This is a genomic window from Klebsiella variicola (assembly GCF_000828055.2).
In the GTDB taxonomy this organism is placed as follows: domain Bacteria; phylum Pseudomonadota; class Gammaproteobacteria; order Enterobacterales; family Enterobacteriaceae; genus Klebsiella; species Klebsiella variicola.
Genome location: NZ_CP010523.2, coordinates 2,986,442 through 3,007,205, shown reverse-complemented (window position 1 = coordinate 3,007,205; position 20,764 = coordinate 2,986,442). Strand labels below are relative to the sequence as shown.

General features: G+C 59.8%; 18 protein-coding genes. 7 read left to right on the top strand and 11 right to left on the bottom strand.

The window, feature by feature from the left end; genetic code table 11:
- Positions 1-5: 5 nt before the first annotated feature.
- From SP68_RS14155 to nifJ, 3 genes are all read right to left on the bottom strand, one after another.
- A complete protein-coding gene (locus SP68_RS14155; RefSeq protein ID WP_008805148.1) occupies positions 6-218 on the bottom strand; it encodes a KTSC domain-containing protein in 213 nt (70 codons plus the stop codon).
- Positions 219-360: 142 nt separating this feature from the next.
- On the bottom strand, positions 361-1,485 hold the full coding sequence (gene ompK37 / locus SP68_RS14150) for a porin OmpK37 (protein WP_022066059.1): 1,125 nt from the start codon (positions 1,483-1,485) through the stop codon (positions 361-363).
- A 358-nt stretch (positions 1,486-1,843) separates the two neighbouring features.
- Positions 1,844-5,371: a pyruvate:ferredoxin (flavodoxin) oxidoreductase gene (gene nifJ / locus SP68_RS14145; protein ID WP_040968445.1), complete on the bottom strand. Its 3,528-nt coding sequence runs from the start codon at positions 5,369-5,371 to the stop codon at positions 1,844-1,846.
- 362 nt (positions 5,372-5,733) lie between these two features.
- Here nifJ and SP68_RS14140 point away from each other — a divergent pair, with 362 nt between their 5' ends.
- Positions 5,734-5,997, top strand: a complete 264-nt coding sequence (locus tag SP68_RS14140; protein WP_008805145.1) for a putative hemolysin — start codon at positions 5,734-5,736, stop codon at positions 5,995-5,997.
- A 45-nt stretch (positions 5,998-6,042) separates the two neighbouring features.
- Here the strand turns inward: SP68_RS14140 and hslJ are convergent, their stop codons facing one another.
- The 3 genes from hslJ to SP68_RS14125 form a co-directional block, all read right to left on the bottom strand.
- Positions 6,043-6,483, bottom strand: a complete 441-nt coding sequence (gene hslJ, locus SP68_RS14135; protein WP_008805144.1) for a heat shock protein HslJ — start codon at positions 6,481-6,483, stop codon at positions 6,043-6,045.
- Positions 6,484-6,606: 123 nt separating this feature from the next.
- Positions 6,607-7,596, bottom strand: a complete 990-nt coding sequence (locus SP68_RS14130; protein ID WP_008805143.1) for a 2-hydroxyacid dehydrogenase — start codon at positions 7,594-7,596, stop codon at positions 6,607-6,609.
- Between the two features lie 147 nt (positions 7,597-7,743).
- Positions 7,744-8,244, bottom strand: coding sequence for a DedA family protein (locus SP68_RS14125; RefSeq protein WP_008805142.1), 501 nt, complete (start codon positions 8,242-8,244; stop codon positions 7,744-7,746).
- A gap of 206 nt (positions 8,245-8,450) precedes the next feature.
- On the opposite strand from SP68_RS14125, the gene SP68_RS14120 reads away from it, so the two are divergent.
- The 3 genes from SP68_RS14120 to SP68_RS14110 are packed head-to-tail and all read left to right on the top strand — an operon-like array spanning position 8,451 to position 11,603.
- Positions 8,451-11,090, top strand: a complete 2,640-nt coding sequence (locus SP68_RS14120) for a YdbH family protein (RefSeq protein WP_022066057.1) — start codon at positions 8,451-8,453, stop codon at positions 11,088-11,090.
- Positions 11,087-11,272, top strand: coding sequence for a YnbE family lipoprotein (locus tag SP68_RS14115; protein WP_012541949.1), 186 nt, complete (start codon positions 11,087-11,089; stop codon positions 11,270-11,272). Before SP68_RS14120 ends, SP68_RS14115 begins: the two co-directional genes overlap by 4 nt.
- Before the next feature lie 7 nt (positions 11,273-11,279).
- Entirely contained in the window at positions 11,280-11,603 is a 324-nt protein-coding gene (locus tag SP68_RS14110) for a YdbL family probable chaperone protein (protein ID WP_012541948.1), read from the top strand.
- Here SP68_RS14110 and feaR read toward each other — a convergent pair whose 3' ends face one another.
- Entirely contained in the window at positions 11,604-12,506 is a 903-nt protein-coding gene (feaR, locus tag SP68_RS14105) for a transcriptional regulator FeaR (protein WP_040968446.1), read from the bottom strand.
- A gap of 235 nt (positions 12,507-12,741) precedes the next feature.
- Between feaR and SP68_RS14100 the strand changes: the two genes are divergently transcribed.
- Positions 12,742-14,241 carry an aldehyde dehydrogenase family protein gene (locus SP68_RS14100; RefSeq protein WP_040968447.1) on the top strand — a complete coding sequence of 500 codons (1,500 nt, stop codon included), beginning with the start codon at positions 12,742-12,744 and terminating at the stop codon, positions 14,239-14,241.
- Positions 14,242-14,365: 124 nt separating this feature from the next.
- A complete protein-coding gene (locus tag SP68_RS14095) occupies positions 14,366-15,256 on the top strand; it encodes an oxidoreductase (protein WP_012541944.1) in 891 nt (296 codons plus the stop codon).
- Between the two features lie 17 nt (positions 15,257-15,273).
- Here SP68_RS14095 and SP68_RS14090 read toward each other — a convergent pair whose 3' ends face one another.
- From SP68_RS14090 to SP68_RS14075, 4 genes are read right to left on the bottom strand one after another with little or no spacing between them, the layout of a single operon-like run.
- A complete protein-coding gene (locus SP68_RS14090) occupies positions 15,274-16,005 on the bottom strand; it encodes a class II aldolase and adducin N-terminal domain-containing protein (protein ID WP_004224462.1) in 732 nt (243 codons plus the stop codon).
- Positions 16,006-16,010: 5 nt separating this feature from the next.
- Complete coding sequence (locus tag SP68_RS14085; protein WP_022065436.1) at positions 16,011-16,841, bottom strand: ABC transporter substrate-binding protein; 831 nt, start codon at positions 16,839-16,841, stop codon at positions 16,011-16,013.
- A 23-nt stretch (positions 16,842-16,864) separates the two neighbouring features.
- Positions 16,865-17,737 carry a phytanoyl-CoA dioxygenase family protein gene (locus SP68_RS14080; protein WP_008805134.1) on the bottom strand — a complete coding sequence of 291 codons (873 nt, stop codon included), beginning with the start codon at positions 17,735-17,737 and terminating at the stop codon, positions 16,865-16,867.
- Positions 17,738-17,763: 26 nt separating this feature from the next.
- Complete coding sequence (locus tag SP68_RS14075; protein WP_004224471.1) at positions 17,764-19,284, bottom strand: amino acid ABC transporter permease/ATP-binding protein; 1,521 nt, start codon at positions 19,282-19,284, stop codon at positions 17,764-17,766.
- 488 nt (positions 19,285-19,772) lie between these two features.
- Between SP68_RS14075 and SP68_RS14070 the strand changes: the two genes are divergently transcribed.
- Entirely contained in the window at positions 19,773-20,687 is a 915-nt protein-coding gene (locus SP68_RS14070) for a LysR substrate-binding domain-containing protein (RefSeq protein ID WP_004190428.1), read from the top strand.
- The last annotated feature ends 77 nt before the right edge of the window (positions 20,688-20,764 follow it).

The window sequence follows — 20,764 nt, the reverse complement described above, 5'->3', positions numbered from 1 at the left end:
TGACATTAACGTGGCTTGCGTTCGGGGAATTTCCCTTTGATCACGCCGTCATAAAATCGTCCTTTTGACACCACCTGTAAAAAATCGCGGAAAATACGCGGTGGCACGCCGGTATATTGCAACGGCGGCTGGTGATAAAAATAGATTTCCAGTGTGGCGGAGGCGTCATCGTAGGCGACAGAGATAATTCGGGATGATTTTACCGGGTGATGATGCATGGTGGACGTCCTCGGGCAAGCACTGACTGAGCACGACTATATCACTAAATGGACGGCTATTTTAACCAGCGGGATATATTGTTTTGTTTTATCTACTGTACGGCGGGAGGAAGAAGCCCGCCGGAACCGGCGGGCTGGCGCATCAGAACTGGTAAACCAGGCCCAGGGCGACGATGTTGTCGGTAGAGATACCGTTGTCTTTGTAGAAGCTGTCGTTGTCATCCAGCAGGTTGATTTTGTAATCAACGTAGGTAGACATATTACGGTTGAAGTAATAGGTAGCGCCAACGTCCATATATTTGACCAGATCTTTATCGGCGTAGCGGCCGTTATTATAGAGATCTTTGCCTTTGGACTGCAGGTAGGAGATGGCCGGACGCAGGCCGAAGTCGAACTGATACTGCGCGGTGACTTCGAAGTTTTGCGTTTTGTTGGCCACGCCGTCATTGCCGTACGGGGTCATATTGCGGGTTTCTGAGTACATGGTCGCCAGGTAGATATCGTTGGCGTCGTACTTCAGGCCGGCGGTCCAGGCTTCGGCTTTATCGCCGCGGGCGTTGGTCTGGGTCATCTGATCGTTGGTACGGTCAGAAGAGGTGTAGGCCGCTGCCGCGCTGATGCCCATGCCGAAGTCATAAGAGGTGGAGAGACCGAAGCCATCGCCATTGTCGAAGCGAACATCGCTGTCGCTGCTGCGGTTATTGGTGCCGACGTTGATATCCTGCGCGTTCTGACCTTCGTTTTTACCCTGATACTGCAGGGCAAAGTTCAGACCCTCCACCAGGCCAAAGAAATCGCTGTTGCGGTAGGTCGCGACGCCGTTGGCGCGGCCTGCCATAAAGTTATCCGCATAGGTGTAGGAGTCGCCGCCGAACTCCGGCAGCATATCGGTCCAGCCTTCGACGTCGTACAGCACGCCGTAGTTACGACCGTAGTCGAAGGAGCCGTAATCGCCGACTTTGATACCCGCGAATGCCAGACGGGTCCACGCCTGATCGCTGGAGCTCTCGGTGTTGTTGGCCTGAACGTTATATTCCCACTGACCATAGCCGGTAAGCATATCGTTGATCTGGGTTTCGCCTTTAAAGCCGAAACGCAAATAAGTTTGATCGCCGTCTTTTTTCGAGTCGCTGGAGAAATAGTGCAGACCGTCTACCTTGCCATAGAGATCTAATTTATTTCCGTCTTTATTATAAATTTCCGCCGCATGGACGGCACCGGCGGCTAATAAAGCCGGAATAACGAGGGCCAGTACTTTTCTTTTCATGAAGAAATTCCTTTAACTGTTTTTATGTTTTAGCTTCCGGGAAGGAAGTGAACTCATGCTAAAGGAGCGGTCTGAGATATGGTAAGACTCAATTGTTACGATATAAGTAAAATCTAAAATAAATAATACCAAAGAAATGGTGATAATTATGCTGAATATATCCGTGGATAATATACAAAATAAAAATTATACATGCCCAGGGTAATCACGTATTATTCGCACGTTATATGCCTTTATTGTCATGCCAATTATTTATTGTTGCCGTCTCATTCTGCGGAATGATTTTGTTTATCGGTAAAACGACAAGCCCGAACAACATGTTCGGGCTTTTTTTATGGCTGCAGGATGGAAAATAACCTTAGCTTTCGCTCGGTGATTTCTCCGCTTTGCCGGCCAGCTGGGCGAGGAAGTCATACCGTTTCTGCAGATCGGCGGCGGCGTCTTTCCACAACTGCTCCGCCACCTCCGGCTGCTGGGCGTTCAGGCGACGGAAGCGTTGCTCGTTGAGCAGCGTCTCGGCCAGCGCGTCGGACGGCGGACGAGAATCCAGCGCCAGCGGCAGTTTGCCTTCGTCAGCGCGACGCGGGTCGAAGCGGTAGAGCGGCCAGAATCCAGTGGCGGTCAGCTGACGCATCTGATCGTGGCTGAGCGCCAGATCGTAGCCGTGCTCTTCGCAAGGACTGTAGGCGATGATCAGCGACGGTCCCGGATAGGCTTCCGCTTCCTGAATCGCTTTCACCGTCTGGTTCAGCTGCGCGCCCAGCGAAATCTGCGCCACATAGACATGACCGTACATCATCATGCTGACGCCCAGATCTTTGCGCGCCTTGCGTTTACCGTGTTCGCCAAACTTAGTGACCGCCCCCAGCGGGGTGGCTTTTGACGCCTGGCCGCCGGTGTTGGAGTAACACTGGGTATCCAGCACCAGAATGTTGACGTTTTCCGTCAGGCTCAGCACATGATCCAGACCGCCGAAGCCAATATCGTAGGCCCAGCCGTCGCCACCGATCAGCCAGACGGATTTCTCCACCAGCGCGTCAGCATCGGTCAGCAGCTCTTCAGCGCCGTCCACGCCGGCCAGCGCCTGGCGCAGGGCCGCCACCTGTTCGCGGCGTACTTCCGGCGTCGCCTCGGCATGTAACGCCGCGTTCAACTCTGCCGGCAGTTTGTCGGCAAATTCGCTCAGCAGGCGCATCACGCGCTGACGGTGCTGGTCGACGGTTAAGCGGAAGCCGAGCCCGAATTCAGCGTTATCCTCAAACAGCGAGTTGGCCCATGCCGGGCCGCGGCCGTTGGCGTCGGTCGTATACGGCGTCGAGGGCAGGTTGCCGCCGTAAATGGAGGAGCAGCCGGTAGCATTGGCAATCAACATCCGATCGCCATACAGCTGGGTCAGCAGTTTGATATACGGCGTTTCGCCACAGCCGGAGCAGGCACCGGAGTATTCAAACAGCGGGCTGATCAGCTGCGAGGTACGAATATCTATCCGCTCCAGTTTTGTGCGGTCGATTTCCGGCAGGTTGAGGAAGTAATCGTAATTGACCTTCTCCTCTTCCACATGCTCCAGGCGCGACATCATATTGATGGCCTTGATCTCCGGGTTCTGGCGATCTTTCGCCGGGCACACTTCAACGCACAGGTTGCAGCCGGTGCAGTCTTCCGGGGCGACCTGCAGAACGTATTTTTGTCCGCGCATATCGCGGGATTTGACGTCCAGCGAGTGCAGACTGGCAGGGGCGTTCTCCATCTCTTCCGGCGCGACCACTTTGGCGCGGATCGCCGAGTGCGGGCAGGCGGCGACGCAGTGGTTGCACTGCGTACACAGCGCTTCCTTCCAGATGGGGATCTCTTCGGCGATATTGCGTTTCTCCCAGCGCGTGGTGCCCATGGGCCAGGTGCCGTCCGGCGGCAGGGCGGAGACCGGCAGCGCATCGCCGAGGCCGGCCAGCATCGCGGCGGTGACTGTTTTGACGAAATCCGGCGCGGCGTCGGAGACGACCGGCGGGCGGTTCGGACTGCTGGCGTTCACTGGCTGGAGCGGCACTTCCGCCAGCGATTCCCGGGCCAGGGCCAGCGCCTGCCAGTTGCGTTCCACCAGCTCCTGGCCTTTGCTGCTGTAGCTTTTGGCGATCGCCGCCTGCAGTTCCGCCAGCGCGCTGTCGCCCGGCAGGATGCGGGTGAGATGGAAGAACGCCATCTGCATCACGGTATTAATGCGCGCGCCGAGGCTGCACTCGCGGGCGATTTTCGCCGCGTTGACCACGTAAAAACGCGCTTTTTTCTGATTCAGAGTGGCCTGGACTTCCTGCGGCAAGCGAGACCAGACCTCATCGGCGCCGTAAGGCGTGTTAAGCAGGAAAATACCGCCGGGCTTCAGCCGCTCGGCCATCTGGTATTTATCGATAAACTGTAGCTGGTGGCAGCCGACGAAATCAGCCTGCGAAATCAGATACGAAGAACGAATCGGTTTTTCGCTGACGCGCAGATGCGAGACGGTGAGGCCGCCCGCTTTCTTCGAGTCATAGACAAAATAGCCCTGCGAGAACCACGGGGTCGAGTTGCCGATGATTTTGATGTTGTTTTTGGTGGCTGACACGCTGCCATCGCTGCCGAGACCGTAGAACAGGGCCTCGAGCTTGGCCTCTGCTGGCAGGGTATTTTCTCCCAGCGGCAGCGACAGATTGGTCACGTCATCATAGATACCGACGGTAAAGCGTGGCTTCGGCTGAGCGGACTGCAGTTCACTAAATACCGCCAGCACGCATTCCGGGCCGAACTCCTTGGAGGAGAGGCCATAGCGGCCGCCGATGGTGCGCGGCAGCGTCTCGCGCTCGCCGCGGTTAAAGGCTTCCGCCAGGGCGGTCATCACATCGAGATACAGCGGCTCGGCAAGCGCGCCAGGCTCTTTGGTGCGATCGAGCACCGCTACCGCCCGGGCGCTTTCCGGCAGCGCTGCCAGCAGGTGGGCGGCGGAGAATGGGCGATAGAGGCGCACTTTCAGCACGCCGACTTTCTCGCCGCGGCTCAGCAGTTCATCAACCACCTCTTCGCAGGTACCGATGGCCGAACCCATAATGACGATCACGCGCTCTGCCTGCGGGTGGCCGTAAAACTCAAACGGTTTGTACTGACGGCCGGTGGCGGCGGCGAAGTCGTTCATCGCCGTCTCAACATGGTTATAGACCGCGTCGTACCACGGATTGGTGGCCTCCCGGGACTGGAAGTAAGTGTCGGGGTTGGCCGAGGTTCCGCGGATCACCGGGTGTTCCGGATTGAGCGCGCGCTGGCGATGCTCGGCGATTTTATCCTGCGGTAGCAGGGCGCGAATGGTGTCATCCGCCAGCGGGGCGATTTTGTTGATTTCGTGCGAGGTGCGGAAACCATCAAAGAAATGAATAAACGGCACCCGGCTTTGCAGGGTGGCGATATGCGAGATCAGCGCAAAATCCTGCGCCTCCTGGACGCTGCTGGCGCACAGCATGGCGCAACCGGTCTGCCGCACGGCCATGACGTCGGAATGATCGCCGAAGATCGATAGCGCGTGGGTGGCGACGGTGCGGGCGGCGACGTGCAGCACAAACGGCATCAGCTGGCCGGCCAGTTTGTACAGCGTGGGGATCATCAGCAGCAGACCCTGCGATGAGGTAAAGGAGGTGGAGAGGGCGCCGGTCTGCAGCGCGCCATGTACGGCGCCAATGGCGCCTGCCTCCGACTGCATTTCGACCACGCGGGGAACATCGCCCCAGACGTTTTTCAGCCCATTGCCGGCCCAGGCGTCGGCCTGTTCCGCCATCGTTGAACTGGGCGTGATCGGGTAGATGGCGATAACTTCACTGGTGCGAAACGCGACGGAAGCGACCGCGCCATTACCATCAATCGTAATCATATGAAGACACCCTTACATTGCGCAAAAGAATGGACACGTGAAACCGCGACGCGCCCTGTAATTATATAAGGGGTAGTTTAGCAAACCGTTGGCGCGGCCATTTTTGCATTTGTGTCCTCAATGCGCCGGCCACCCGTGACCAGATCAATATTTTGCATGGTTCGCGGAGAAAATGGCTTCCTGCCGAGTGTCGAGTCACGTGCGCCCGGCGACCAGGCCGGAGCAGATCAAGCTTTCGGCGAAAATTTGCTAGAAAATGTTAATGAGGCGCATAAATACGTACTTCCCCCCTCGACGCCGCCCGCCACGCTGCCTATTATTCTGGGGTTTGCTTTTTTAAGACGTTTCCGAGGGGAGAGAGAATGCGAGCTGCGATATTAGTTGGTTGTGCGGCGCTGTTGCTGTCGGCGTGCAGTAGTGAACCCGTTCAGCAGGCCACGGCGGCGCACGTCACGCCAGGCATGCGGGCGGCGATGAGCGACGCCGGTCAGGCCAACTGCGCCATGATAGGCGGCTCGTTATCGGTGGCTCGTCAGCTCGATGGTTCGGCGATTGGCATGTGCGCGCTGCCGAACGGCAAACGCTGCAGCGAGCAGGCGCTGGCGGGCGGCAGCTGCGGCTACTAACGGCGGCCCCATCGCGGGGCAGCGTCAGCGGCACCTCAAGGCCGGCTAATGCATCAGGTCGGCGAGCTTATAGACCAGCGTCTGGTCGGCGGTCGCCAGCGTCAACTGGTTTTCCGTCAGATCGACCTGCGCGCCTTCGCGCAACATCTTGCCGATCGTCGCGTCAAGGGTATTAAGCTGGGCATCGTGGCACAGCATCCGGGTCATCGCCAGCGACTTCACCTTCAGCTCGCCGTCCGACACCTTGCCTTCCCCGCTAAAACCGTTGCACATATTGCCCGAAACATACATCTTGCCCGTAATAGCCATCTTCTCGCCGAAGCTCAGCTCCAGCGGCCGGTCGCCGGCGTTGACCGCCTGGCCGTTGACGCTGGTCAGCACGAAGCGATGATGCTGCAGCTGTTCCGCGCCGGTGGACACCTTACTGTTATAGACACAGCCGGACAACAGCATACCTGCCGCCAGTAGCGCCGCCAATTTGTTCATTTTCACTCCAAAACATTCACATTACTAATAAAACCAAGCCAGTGTAACGGTATCGCAGCGGGGATCTGTGGGGATTATCTGAATGTGCTCCCCCCCGGGAGAGGAGCACAAAAGGGAAAGGAATCAGACGATGGCGTTCGGGCAGGTTTCGCCGTTGGCGACCTGCTGCAGGTTGCCCAGGGTGGTCTCCGAAATGCTGATCAGCGCCTCAGCGGTGAGGAACGCCTGGTGGCCGGTGAACAGCACGTTGTGACAGGCGGAGAGGCGGCGGAAAACGTCGTCCTGGATCACATCGTTGGATTTGTCTTCAAAGAACAGATCGCGTTCGTTCTCATAAACATCCAGCCCCAGCGCGCCAATTTTCTGGTGCTTCAGGGCGTCGATGGCCGCCTGGGAGTCGATCAGCGCGCCGCGGCTGGTGTTAATCACCATCACCCCGTCCTTCATCTGGTCAAACGCCTCGCGATTGAGCAGATGGTAGTTTTCGTCGGTCAGCGGGCAGTGCAGGGAGATCACGTCCGACTCCTTGTACAGTGTAGCGAGGTCGACATATTCCACCCCCAGCTCCAGCGCGGCGGCGCTTGGGTACGGGTCGAACGCCAGCAGGCGCATGCCGAAACCTTTGAGGATCCGCAGCATCGCCACGCCAATTTTCCCGGTGCCGATCACCCCGGCGGTTTTACCATACATGGTGAAACCGGTGAGGCCTTCGAGGGAGAAGTTGGCATCACGGGTACGCTGATAGGCGCGGTGGATGCGACGGTTGAGCGACATCATCATACCGATCGCATGCTCAGCGACGGCTTCCGGCGAGTACGCCGGGACGCGGACCACGCGCAGGCCAAGCTCTTTTGCCGCCTCGAGGTCGACGTTGTTAAATCCGGCGCAGCGCAGAGCGATATACTTCACGCCGTGGGCCTTCAGCTCTTCCAGCACCGGGCGGCTGCCGTCGTCATTGACGAAGATACACACCGCTTCGCAACCGTTGGCGGTTTTAGCGGTCTTCGCTGTCAGCAGGAAGTCGAAGAATTCCAGTTCAAAGCCGTAGGTATCATTCACGTGCTGCAGGTACTTTTTATCGTACTGCTTCGTACTGTAAACCGCGATTTTCATAAGACTTTTCTCCAGTGATTATAACGTCACGGTAGCATATTTAAAATAATCATACAATTATTAAAAAATAGTTTAATTGGCAGGTGCTTATGCTAATTCTAGAGCATATCGCGGATTTGCGGAATCTCTTTGAAAGACAAAGTTTTTTCACCACAAACTGAGGCTTAAAGCGCCGGGGGAGAGCAGCAGAAACGGCCACAGCAGACCGGAGCTGACGTTAGCCAGCTGAAACGACCACAGCGGCAGGCCGCTGGCGCCGCTGACCAGGGGCAGGGTGGCGCGCAGGGGAGAGAGGAAGCGACTGAAAAAGACCGCCCACAGCCCGCGGCGCTGAAAAAAGAGTCGGCTGCGGGCCAGCCGCTCGGCGGTGAGCCAGCGTAACTGTGTGAGGCGGTGACGATAGCGAACGCCTAACCACCACGAGAGCCAGAATCCGCCGATGGCGCCGAGGCTGGCGCTGGACCACATTAACAGGAAATGACCGAGACTGGCGGAAGCGAATGTCCCCAACAGCAGCAGGCCGGAGGTGCCCGGGATCGCCAGCGACACCAGCGCGCAGGATTTAGTGAAGGTGAGCAGGAAAACCATTAGTAATACCAATGGATAGTGGCCCTGTGCGCTCTCAAAGAGCGAGATAATTAACGACACGGTCTCTCCCGCAAGCCATTTCTGTCTGGCTGGAGTGTGGCAGGCGCTGCTTAAACAAAAGCTAAATGATGACGGCCGATCGCCGCGCCGCGATACCGGCTGGCAACTATGCTTTAACAGGTCGCAAACTTTCACTCACTGGTCGAACGTGTCACAATGGGCGCCATTCGGCTTTTACTTATGTTGAATCAGGATATTAACTGCCCATGAAGGGTAAATATAAAGCCGCCATCGCGCTGGTGTTAGTGCTGGTGTTATTGCCGCTAACGCTGCTGTTGACGCTGACCCACTGGGTGCCGACGCTGGCGGGCATCTGGCTGCCTGTGGGCACTCGTATCTCGTTGCAGGAGAGCCCGCGTCTGACGCGGTCGGCTCTGCTGATCCCCGACCTGCGCTATCTGGTGGGCGACTGTGAACTCGCCCGGGTGACCGATACCCGCCTTTCGCGTCCCAGCCGCTGGCGGCTGCATATTGGCCAGCTGGACATCAACAGCGCTTGTCTGAGCAAACTGCCGGCCAGCGAGCCCACGCCGGGATCGCCGCGCACCCTCGCCGAATGGCAATCGATGTTGCCCTACAGTTGGTTAACGATTGATAACCTGCGGCTGTCGCCGTGGGAGAAATGGCAGGGGCGGCTGGTGATGTCGTTGACGCCAGTGCAGCAGGACATCGGCTTTGCCGGTAAGGAACTGAGTCTGCAGGCGCGCCTGCGCGGCCAGGCCCTCACCGTCAGCCAGTTCAGCGCCCGGCTGACTGACGATCAGCCGCCGGTGAAGCTGGTGGGAACCTTCCACCTGCCGCTGGTACCGGATGGTCTGCCGGTCGACGGCCAGATGCAGGGCACCTTTGAATTTCCACAAACCGCGGAATGGATCGATGCCGAGCTCGAGTGGCAGCACAATCGCGGCCAGCTGCTGGTGACGCCGCGCGGCGAGGTAGAGCCGATCCTGGACCTGCCGTGGGAGATCACCCCGGAGCGGATCACCATCAGCGACGGCCGCTGGCGCACCCGCTACCAGAACTACCCGCTCAGCGGGCGCGTCGCATTGTCGGTGGGTAACTGGCAGCAGGGGACCGAGCAGATGACCGTCAGCGGTCGCTTAAATGTCCTCACCGAGGGGCATGCCGGCAAAGGCAACGCGGTGCTGAATATCGGTCCGGGCAAGCTAAGCATGGATAACAGCGACATGCCGCTGCGGCTCACCGGCGAGGCCAAGCTGGGGGAGATGATCTTCTACGCGGCGCTGCCGGCGCAGCTCAGCGGGTCGCTGGTCAGCCCGCAGCTGGCGTTTCATCCCGGGGCGCTGCTGCGTTCGCGCGGACGAGTGATCGATGCGCTGAATATTGATGAAATTCGCTGGCCGCTGGCTGGGGTGAAAGTGACCCAGCAGGGCGTCGATGGCCGCCTGCAGGCGATCCTCCGCGCCCATGAGCAGCAGATGGGCGACTTTACGCTGCATCTGGACGGTCAGGCGAGCGATTTTCTGCCTGACAGCGGCCGCTGGCAATGGCGCTACTGGGGTGAGGGACACTTCACCCCGATGCAGGCGCGCTGGGATGTGAAGGGCAGCGGGGAGTGGCGCGACAATGCTATTACCCTGAGCAGCCTCTCCACCGGCTTCGATAAGCTCGAGTACGGCACGATGCGGGTCAGTACGCCGCGTCTGACGCTCGAGCAGCCGATCCGCTGGCTGCGTGATGCCCAGCACCCGCGGTTGACCGGCGCGCTGTCGCTGGACGCGGCCAAAACCACCTTCTCCGGCGGCAGCTATCTCCCGGCGTCAACGCTGAAATTTGCCCTCGACGGCCGGGACCCGACGTGGTTCCAGTTCACCGGCGCCCTGCACGCCGATGCCATTGGCCCGGTGCGGCTGACCGGGCGTTGGGACGGCGAACGGCTGCGCGGCCAGGCGTGGTGGCCAAAACAGTCGCTGACGGTGTTCCAGCCGCTGGTGCCACCGGACTGGAAGATGAATCTGCGGGAAGGGAGTCTCTATGCGCAGGTGGCCTTTTCGGCAGCAGCCGGGCAGGGATTTGAGGCGGGCGGCCACGGCGTGCTGAAGGGCGGCAGCGCCTGGATGCCGGATAACCAGATTAACGGCGTCGACTTCGTGCTGCCATTCCGTTTCAGCGACGGACACTGGCAGCTGGGCACCCGCCGTCCGGTCTCCCTGCGTATTGGCGAAATCGTCAACCAGGTTACCGCGCGCAATCTGACGGCGGACCTGCAGGGCACCTGGCCGTGGAGTGAGGCCAATCCGCTGCAGCTCAGCGACGTCAGCGTCGATCTGTTAGGCGGAAAACTGACCCTGCTGCAGCTGCGCATGCCGCAGCGCGACCCGGCGCTGATCCGTCTGCAACATATCTCCAGCAGCGAACTCACCAGCGCCGTCAAGGTGAAGCAGTTCGCCATGTCCGGGGCGGTGAGCGGCGCGCTGCCGCTGTGGCTGGAAAACAACCAATGGATCATCCACGACGGCTGGCTGCGTAATGACGGGCCGATGACCCTGCGGCTGGATAAAGACACTGCCGATGCGCTGGTGGCGGACAATGTCTCCGCCGGGGCGGCGATTAACTGGCTGCGCTATATGGAGATCTCCCGCTCGTGGACGCGGATTAACCTCGACAATCTGGGCGTATTGACGCTTAAGGCCACCATCAACGGTACCAGCCGGGTGGACGGGAAAAGCAGTACCGTGCATTTAAACTACGCTCATGAAGAGAATATTTTCGACCTGTGGCGCAGTTTACGCTTCGGCGACAATTTACAGGCGTGGCTCGAACAGAATGCCATGCTGCCCGTGCGGCGCTGTACGGACGGTAAGACATGTAAGGAACCTAAATGAAGAAGTTGCTACTGGCCATGGTGGCGCCGATGCTGCTCGCCGGCTGTACGCCGCGTATCGAAATTGCGGCATCGAAAGAGCCCATCACCATTAATATGAATGTCAAAATTGAGCATGAGATCCATATCAAGGTCGATAAGGATGTGGAAAATCTGCTGAAATCCCGCAGCGATCTGTTCTGAGGCGACGATGAGAAAACGACTGTTAAGCGCAGCGCTGGCGCTGACCTTACTCAGCGCGCCCGCGCTGGCGTTGACCCTGAGCGAAGCGCGGCAGCAGGGGCGGGTGGGGGAAACGCTGAATGGCTATCTGGCGCCGCTGCGCCAGGATAAAGAGACCTTAGCGCTGGTGAAGCAGATCAACGCCGCGCGCAGCGAAAGCTACCAGCAGCTGGCGGATGACAACAATCTGCCGGTAGATGAAGTGGCGAAAATGGCCGGGCAGAAGCTGGTGGCCCGGGCTCAGCCCGGGGAGTACGTCCAGGGGCTGAACGGCCAGTGGCGGCGTAAATGATCAGCGGCAGCGCTTGCGGTATTCGCCCGGCGAGACGCCAAAGCGCTGCTTAAAGGCGGTGGAGAAATGGCTGTGGTCGCTGAAGCCCCAGCGGTAGCCGATCCCCGCCAGCTTTTCGTCGTCATGGGCATTCTGTAGCGCCCGGGCGCACAGATCCAACCGCCGGTTCTTAATATACTGCGCCACCACCAGCCCTTTGTCGGCAAACAGCCGGTACAGGCTGCGTACCGACATCCCCGCCTCGCTGGCCAGCCACTCCGGGCGCAAATGCTCCGACTGAATGGACGCATCGATTAAGGCAATAATCTTTTGAAACTGCTTTTCCCGCCGGGAAGGGGCAGGCTCGCGCTGATGCAGCACCGGGCGTAACAGGCAGGCGATCGCCTCCAGCGCCGCTTCACTCTCGCTGGCGGAGAGCGCCGTGCCGCCCATGCTTTCCAGCAGCAGTCGCTGGCTGAGCTGCACCATTGGCAGGGATTTGTCCAGCCGGCAGGCGGTGGCGATGTTGCCTGATGGCGCCACCCGCTGGCGCGGCAGCAGCAGGGAGGCCTGACGCGAGGTCTGCTGCCAGACAATCGAGCAGGGGCGGGCGGCGTCGATTAACGTGATATCGCCTGCCGCCAGCGTCACCTGGCGATCGTCCTGTTCGATGATGGCTTCGCCGGCAAGCTGAAATACGGTGTAGAACCAGGCGTCGTTATCGCGTTTTATCTCATTGTGTGTGCGGTAGAGATTAACGCCGGCGGCGGTGACCGTGCTGACCTTGAGGTTACCGGCGTAGCGGGCGTCAATCTCGCCGTGGAAGCGCCCCTCCAGCGGCCGGGCGGCGAAATGGCCGCAGACCTGATTGATCGTCGCCAGCCAGCGCTGGTACGCCAGCCCCCCCTCTGCCGTGGTCATCATTCGCCCTTCTCCTGTAATAACAATGTTTCCGCATTGTTGCATTTATGCCGCCTCAGGCAAGGCCGCGATGGCGGGTATATGAAAGAACTATTACCTGCGGCACATTTCTGCCAGGGTAAGCCGCGGATTTGCGGCGACTGTCACAGCGGCGCAAACGAATGTCACAGAGAAAAAAGCGCCAGCCGCCAACCGGACATAGACTGAAAGCACTATCCGCGAAGAATAAGGAAAGGGTATGTCCACCTCTCAGATAGCGCTGCTTGCCAGCGTCCAGCAGTTTTTAGACCGTCAGCATGGCCTGTATATCGACGGCGCTCCCTGCGCCGCGCAGAGCGAAAACCGGTTAACCGTCTGGGATCCGGCCACCGGGCAGGCGATTGCCACCACCGCCGACGCCAGCCCGGCGGATGTTGACCGGGCGGTAATGTCCGCCTGGCGCGCTTTTGTCGATCGCCGCTGGGCCGGGCGCACCCCGGCCGACCGTGAACGCATCCTGCTGCGTTTTGCCGACCTGGTGGAGCAGCACGGCGAAGAGCTGGCGCAACTGGAAACCCTTGAGCAGGGCAAATCCATTGCGATCTCTCGCGCCTTTGAGGTCGGCTGCACCCTGAACTGGATGCGCTACACCGCGGGGCTGACCACCAAGATCAGCGGCCGGACGCTGGACGTGTCGATCCCGTTCCCGCAAGGGGCGCGTTACCAGGCGTGGACCAAAAAAGAGCCGGTCGGGGTGGTGGCGGGCATCGTCCCGTGGAATTTCCCGCTGATGATCGGCATGTGGAAGGTCATGCCGGCCCTGGCGGCAGGCTGTTCGATCGTCATCAAACCTTCTGAAACCACCCCGCTGACCCTGCTGCGGGTGGCGGAGCTGGCGACCCTGGCGGGAATACCTGACGGGGTATTCAACGTGGTCACCGGCAGCGGCGCGGGCTGCGGCGCGGCGCTGACCGCCCATCCGCAGGTAGCGAAGGTCAGCTTTACCGGCTCGACGGCGACCGGGAAACAGATCGCCCGCGTGGCCGCCGACCGCCTGACTCGCGTGACGCTGGAGCTGGGCGGCAAGAACCCGGCGATTGTGCTCAAAGATGCCGATCCCCAGTGGGTTATTGAGGGGCTGATGACCGGTAGCTTCCTCAATCAGGGGCAGGTCTGCGCCGCCAGCTCGCGGATCTACATCGAAGCGCCGCTGTTTGACACCCTGGTCAGCGGTTTCGAGCAGGCGGTAAAATCGCTGCAGGTGGGGCCGGGGATGCAGGAGACGGCGCAGATCAACCCGGTGGTCTCCCGGGCCCACTGCGACAAGGTGGCGGCCTACCTCGAAGAGGCTCGCCAGCAGAAGGCAGAGCTCATCAGCGGCAGCGCCGGACCGGATGCGGGGGGGTATTATATTCCGCCGACGCTGGTGGTTAACCCCGACGCCGGGCTGCGCCTCACCCGTGAGGAGGTGTTTGGCCCGGTGGTGAACCTGGTGCGGGTGGCCGACGGCGAGGAGGCGCTGCGTCTGGCCAACGACAGCGATTATGGCCTGACCGCCAGCGTCTGGACCCGCGATCTGACCCAGGCCCTGAACTACACCGACCGTCTGCAGGCTGGGACGGTATGGGTCAACAGCCATACCCTGATTGACGCCAACCTGCCTTTCGGCGGCATGAAGCAGTCTGGTACCGGCCGCGATTTCGGCCCTGACTGGCTCGACGGCTGGTGCGAAACCAAATCCGTCTGCGTGCGTTACTAGACCGCTGTCGGGGAAAGCGAATGGCTTTTCCCGACGCGCCGCTTGCCGACCTCCGGTCTTTCTCGCTACTGTGGAGGGCAATCTTTGCCCAACCAGGGCGGTGAATCACCAGGAGGTCTTCGGCATGACAGCATTTCCTAAGGTTGCACTTATTGGTCCCGGCGCCATCGGCACGACTATCGCCGCCGCCCTGTTTGAGGTGGGGAGGGCGCCGATGGTCTGCGGGCGTACCGCCCATTCGGCGCTGGTGCTGCGCACTGACGAGGGCGAGATCGTGGTGCCCGGCCCGGTGCACACCGACCCAACGGCGATAGCCGCCCCCTTCGACCTGGTCTTTGTCGCGGTGAAAACTACCCAGACGGAGGCCATCGCCTCCTGGCTGACGGCCCTGTGTTCCACGGACACCGTGGTGTGCGTGCTGCAAAACGGCGTTGAGCAGCGCCAGCAGTTTGCCCCCCTGACCGGCGGCGCGACGGTGTTGCCCTCGGTGGTCTGGTTTCCGGCGCAGCGCGATGCCGATGCCTCTGTCTGGCTGCGCGCCACGCCGCGCCTGACCCTCCCGGATCTGCCGGGGGCAGAGCGAGTGCAGCAGGCGCTGGCGGGGACCCGCTGCGCGGTGGACCTGGCGGCGGATTTTACCACCGTGGCCTGGCGTAAACTGTTGCAGAACGCCGTAGCCGGACTGATGGTGCTGACCGGACGCCGCGCCGGGATGTTTGCCCGGGAAGACATCACTGCCCTCGGACTGGCTTATTTGCGCGAATGTCTGCAGGTAGCGCGGGCGGAAGGGGCCGCCCTGGGCGACAGCGTGCCGGAGGAGATTATCGCCGGCTTTCACCGGGCGCCTGCCGACTTAAGCACCTCTATTCTGATCGATCGCCTGAATGGCCGACCGCTGGAGTGGGATATTCGTAACGGCGTGGTGCAGCGTCGCGGGCGTCAGCACGGCATTCCGACACCGCTCAGCGATATCATCGTGCCGCTGCTGGCGGCAGCCAGCGACGGCCCGGGCTGACCCGGGCAGGCGCGGGGTTAGTCCACCAGGGAGGGATCGAGGTCGATCATTAACTGCTTCATTTCGGCAAAATGCTGCCGCGAGAAATCGGCAATCTTCTCCCAGTCCTGGGCCGTTTTTTCCGCTACCGCGTCTGACAGAACCTTCAGAGGCTGGCCGGTGGACCAGGCGGTGATCAGGATCTGACAGGCGCGCTCCAGGGTCCAGATATCATCGAACGCCTCGCCGATGGTCGGGGCGGTCACCAGCACCCCGTGATTCCCCATCAGCAGGCGGCGTTTGTCCGCCAGCAGGCCCGCCAGCCGGGCGCCTTCTGCCGCGGTGTCCGCCATCCCGCCGTACAGGGTATCGACGGCGACCCGGTTAAAATAGCGGGCCGTGTTCTGGTCGATGGGCAGGATCTGCGGCGTCGCCAGACAGGCGAGGCTGGTGGTGTACACCGGGTGCAGATGCAGAACCACCCGCACGTCCGGGAGCCGCTGATGGATCTGCCCGTGAATAGCCCACGCGGTGGCATCGACGTCAGGGCGCGCGGCGCAACCTTCATCATCGGCGTTCAGCACCAGCAGATCGCTGGCGCGGATGCGCGAAAAGTGTTTCCACTTCGGGTTGAGTAAAAACGTTTTCCCGTCGGCGGAGAGCGCGGCGCTGAAATGGTTGGCCACCGCCTCATGCATGCCAAGATGGGCAATGATGCGAAAGGTGGCCGCCAGGTCGATGCGGATCTGCTCTTCATCGGAATCGCGCATGGGCATTACTCCGCTTTCGGCATCAGGGTCTGCAGATCGTCCGCCGTCGGCGCCTGGAAGTGATATTTCTTCAGCAGGGCGGCATATTCCGGCGTCGCGCTGTATTTTTTCAGCGCCTCTTCGAGGGCGGTTTTCACCTCAGTATTGCCTTTTTTAACGCCAAAGCCGTTCAGCACCGGATAGATCAGCGTATCAGAGGAGATAACCACCCGGTCACCCAGTTTTTCCACCACCCCGCGCGCCACGGCGGCGTCGGTGATCTGCGCATCCACCGCGCGCGACAACAGCGCCTGGGTGGTCTGCGGGTCGGTGGTATAAACGCTCAGCGCAATCGGCTTCAACCCCTTCTTCACGCAGTAGTCGGCGGAAAGCTTCTGCAATTGCGCCAGCCACGAGGTGGCGCCCATCGAGCCGATTTTATGCCCGCAGAAGTCTTCCGGGGTCTTAGGCTGGTAGTCGCCGCCTTTGCGGGCGAGGATCGCTTCCCCACTTTTCAGGTACGGCACCATATCGATCACCTTCAGGCGTTCGGCGGTAATGTACATCGACGAGTTGGTGATATCGAAGCGCCCGCCCTGCAGCCCGGGGATCAGGTTGGGGAAGCGGGTATCGATATTCACTGCTTCACGGCCCATAGTCTTCGCCAGACCATCGAGCAGCTCGATGTCAAAACCGGCTGGCTTATTGTTTTCCATGTACTCGTAAGGAAAAAAGGTCATGTCCGAACCGGCGGTGATCTTACCGCTTTGCTGAAAGGCCAGTGCGCTAAAGGATGTCAGAGCAGCCGCTGCGCAGAGCAGCAGGGGCAGCGGGCGTGGTGCGAAAATGCGTGTCATAAAACCTCCGGAGTATGGGCAAATTACATGCTGGCGCGATCGGCGCCGGCCTGCTGAACAAAAAACGAAGCGCCGCGCGGCTTCTGCGGCAGACGAAGCTGGTTATTGGTGCTGCGCACCAGACCGCTCTCTTCTCCCGCGACCAGGTGGCCGGCATGGCGGCTCGGCAGCGGGTTTTCGCCGTAGGGTAGCGCATCCTCCGCGGCGTAGACGCTGATGAACAGGGTGCGCGGCAGGGCGGTCTCGTTGGGGCTGGAGGCGTGCAGCAGGCGGGTATGCATAAAGCAGACTGAGCCCGCCGGGCCAAAACAGGCCTGCGGCTGCTGGCAGTGCGTCGCCACCACCTCATCATCCACCGCCCCCGTGAAGCGCCCCTCCTGCCAGTGGGACCACAGCGGCCCCTGATGACTGCCCGGCACCACGTTGAGCGGGCCATTCTCTGGCGTCACCTCGCTGACCATCAGCAGGGCGGTGATGATGTCGTCATTGCTGTGTGGGGTGAAAAGGAAATCCTGATGCCATTTCACCTCGGTGGCGGTGTGCGGCAGCTTGGAGTTAATTTTACTGTGATGAAAGCGGGTGCCGCTGCCGCCGATCAATTGCGCGGCGATGGTCGCCATCCGCGAGTTCAGCGCAGTATGGCGATAGGCCTCGGAGATCTCCGTCGGGGAGGCGACCCGGCGCAGCGACGGATGGTCAGGAGCATGATCGCGCTCGATATCGAAGCGTGGCCGCCCGTCGAGGGTTTCTCCCCACACCGTCGCGTGACCGCGGCTCTCCTCGACCCAGCCGTCGAAATCGCTCTGCAGGGCGGCGATGTCGGCGCTGGAAAGCACCTCTTCGACCACCAGAAAACCCTGCTGATGAAACTGATCAATTTGCCACTGCGCAATCATAGTTTTTCCTCTTCACGTTCCGATAGTTAAGCCAGAGAAACATCTTTGAGAAAGGCCTCGACCCGCGGGTGTTGCCCGCTACGCATCGCCTGCGGCGTGTCATCGCACACCACCCGGCCTTTCTCCATAAACACGATCCGGTCGGACACTTTGAAGGCGAAGTTCATCTCGTGGGTGACGATGACCATGGTGATGCCTTCGTGGGCCAGGGATTCGATAACCTGCAGCACTTCATTCACTTTTTCCGGATCCAGCGCCGAGGTGGGCTCATCGAACAGCATGATCTGCGGACGCATCATCAGGGCGCGGGCGATCGCCACCCGCTGCTGCTGTCCGCCGGAGAGCTGGTGCGGATACTTCCAGGCGTGCTCCAGCATGCCCACTTTGTGCAGCAGTTCGCAGGCGTGCTGGCGGAGCTCCGCGTCACTTGCCAGATGGTGATAGCGCGGGGCCAGCAGCAGATTGCCGAACACGGTCAGATGCGGGAACAGGTTAAAGCTCTGGAACACCATGCCGATGTTCAGGCGATGTTCGGCATTCTCCATAAAGCGCGGCTTCTGCTGCCCCTGGCGGTCGAGGTGAATAAAGGGTTGGCCGTTAATCTGAATTTCGCCGTTATCGATCTGCTCAAGACCGTTCAGCAGGCGAATGAGGGTGGTTTTCCCCGAGCCTGACGGACCGATGACCGAGACCACCTCGCCGGGCTGGATCTGCAGGCTCACCGCCCCCAGCACTTCGACGTTGTTGTAGGCCTTATGCAGCTTAGAGGCCTGCAGCGCCGGCTCATGACTCTGGGCGACGCTGCGCGCCATCGCCGGGCGGCGGGCGCTGGCCAGCCGCTGCATCTCGGCATCTACCGGACGAGCGGTATTGCGCTGGGTTACGTCAAGGTAGTTCTCCAGCCGTTTCAGCAGAAAATCGAACACCGTGACGATAAAGATGTAATAAAACGCCACGGCCGTCATCGTCTCCATGACCAGAAAGTTCTGCGAGTAGAGCTGCTGGCCGACCATCAATATTTCGGTCAGGGAGATCACCGACACCAGCGAACTGAGCTTCACGATGGCGATATATTCATTGGCCAGCGCCGGCAGGGCGACGCGCAGCGCCTGGGGGATGATCACCCGCCACTGGATCCCGGCGTAGCGCAACCCCAGGGCCCGTGCGGCTTCGCTCTGCCCGCGAGGGATGGAGAGCAATCCGCCGCGGTGGATCTCGGCGATATAAGCCGCTTCGCTGAGGACCATCGCCAGCAGGCCGGCCCAGAAGGGATCGTTCAGCACCGGGGCGAAGGAGGGCAGCGCCTGCGGCATGTTGTAGACAAAAATCAGCAGGACCAGCAGCGGCATACTGCGAAATAACCAGATATACAGCCGGGCTGGGGTGGATAACCAGCCGCGCGGCGACTGTTTGGCCAGCGCCAGAATAAATCCGAGCACAATACTGCAGCCCCAGGTCAGCAGACTTAATTTAATGACGGTCCAGGTGGCCCACCAAAAATCGGCATCGCTGAGCAGGCTTAACATGTAGTTCCAGTTAAACGTCATGGGCTATTTCACTCGTCATAATTATCAAAAATGAAAGTGGCTTGGCTGTGCCGTAATGGGGAGCCACCGGTATTCATCGTGCGAATACACTATGCTGGCAGGATGCTTTCAGAGGCAATTAGTAAATTTTTGGCCTTTAAGTTTAAAAAAACTATACAGCGATATTAACGATATGGAATTTAAAGTGATTGTTAAGATACTTTGCGTAAACAATTTAAAAACAATGACTGTAATTCAATAACGCTATTTTGCGCAGACAGGTTATTTTGCGCGAAACTGGGGCAGACGCTGCCAGTCTGGCGTGCAGCGTGGCGCATGATGGTGCAATGGTGGAAATAAACCACGCGGGCGTAGAGCAATAATAAATATTGTCGCCCCTTGTCGGGCAATGCGCCGCTCTTTTCCTGGGGTGGCACGCGGATTGCTTGGGACTTAGAGGAAAACTATTCCCCGTGTGCGCCGGACCATATTTTATCAATGGTGATGCTATGAACCGATTTACCCTGAAGCAGCTCAAATATTTCGTCACCGTGGTGGAGACGGAGAGTATCGCCGAGGCCTCCCGCCAGCTGCACATTGCGCAGCCGTCGATTTCGATTGCCATCAAGAATCTGGAGAGCACCTTCGACCAGCAGCTGTTTATTCGCCACCATGCGCAGGGCGTTTCGCTCACCTCCAGCGGTCGGCGGATCTACGATAAAGCGAAAGAGCTGCTGCGCCTGTCCTGGGAGTTCGAACAGAATTCGCGAGCGGATAAAGAGCTGGTTTCTGGCATGATCTCCATCGGTTGCTTCGAATCGGTGGCTCCGCTGTATATGCCGAAGCTGGTGGCCGGGTTTAAGAAATGCTATCCGGAAATCACCCTGCATCTGTACGACGGCGAACAGCATGAGCTGATGCATGGCCTGCACCGCGGCCGCTTCGACCTCGCGCTGGTTTACGATCTGGAGCTCGGCCATTCGATCAATAAAGAGCGGCTCAATGCCCCGCATAAACCCTACGCGCTGCTGCCCGCCGCGCATCCGCTGGCGCAGAAGGCGCAGGTGACGCTGCAGGAGCTGAGCCGCGAGCCGATGATCCTCCTCGATGCGGTCCCCAGTAAAAATTATTTTATCTCCATCTTTAAGGAAAAGGGTTATCACCCGGAAGTGGCTTACAGTTCCCCCTCCATTGAAATGGTGCGCTGTATGGTGGGTCAGGGGTTGGGTTTTTCGGTGCTGGTCACCCGGCCCTGCTGCGATATGACCTACGATGGCGAAAGAGTGGTGCAGCGGGATATTGCCGACGAGATGCCCGCCTCGACCTTAATTATGGCGCATCTCGCGAATAATGAGCCCACGCGGCCGACGCAACTGTTTATGGATTATTGTCGCAGCATCGAATTAACCCCAACTCACGCCTGAAATAACGCCTGTCGATCCGGCAGGCATTATTTTTTGTCGTCACTCAGCCTCGTAAAATTCTATTCAGTCGATCGTTT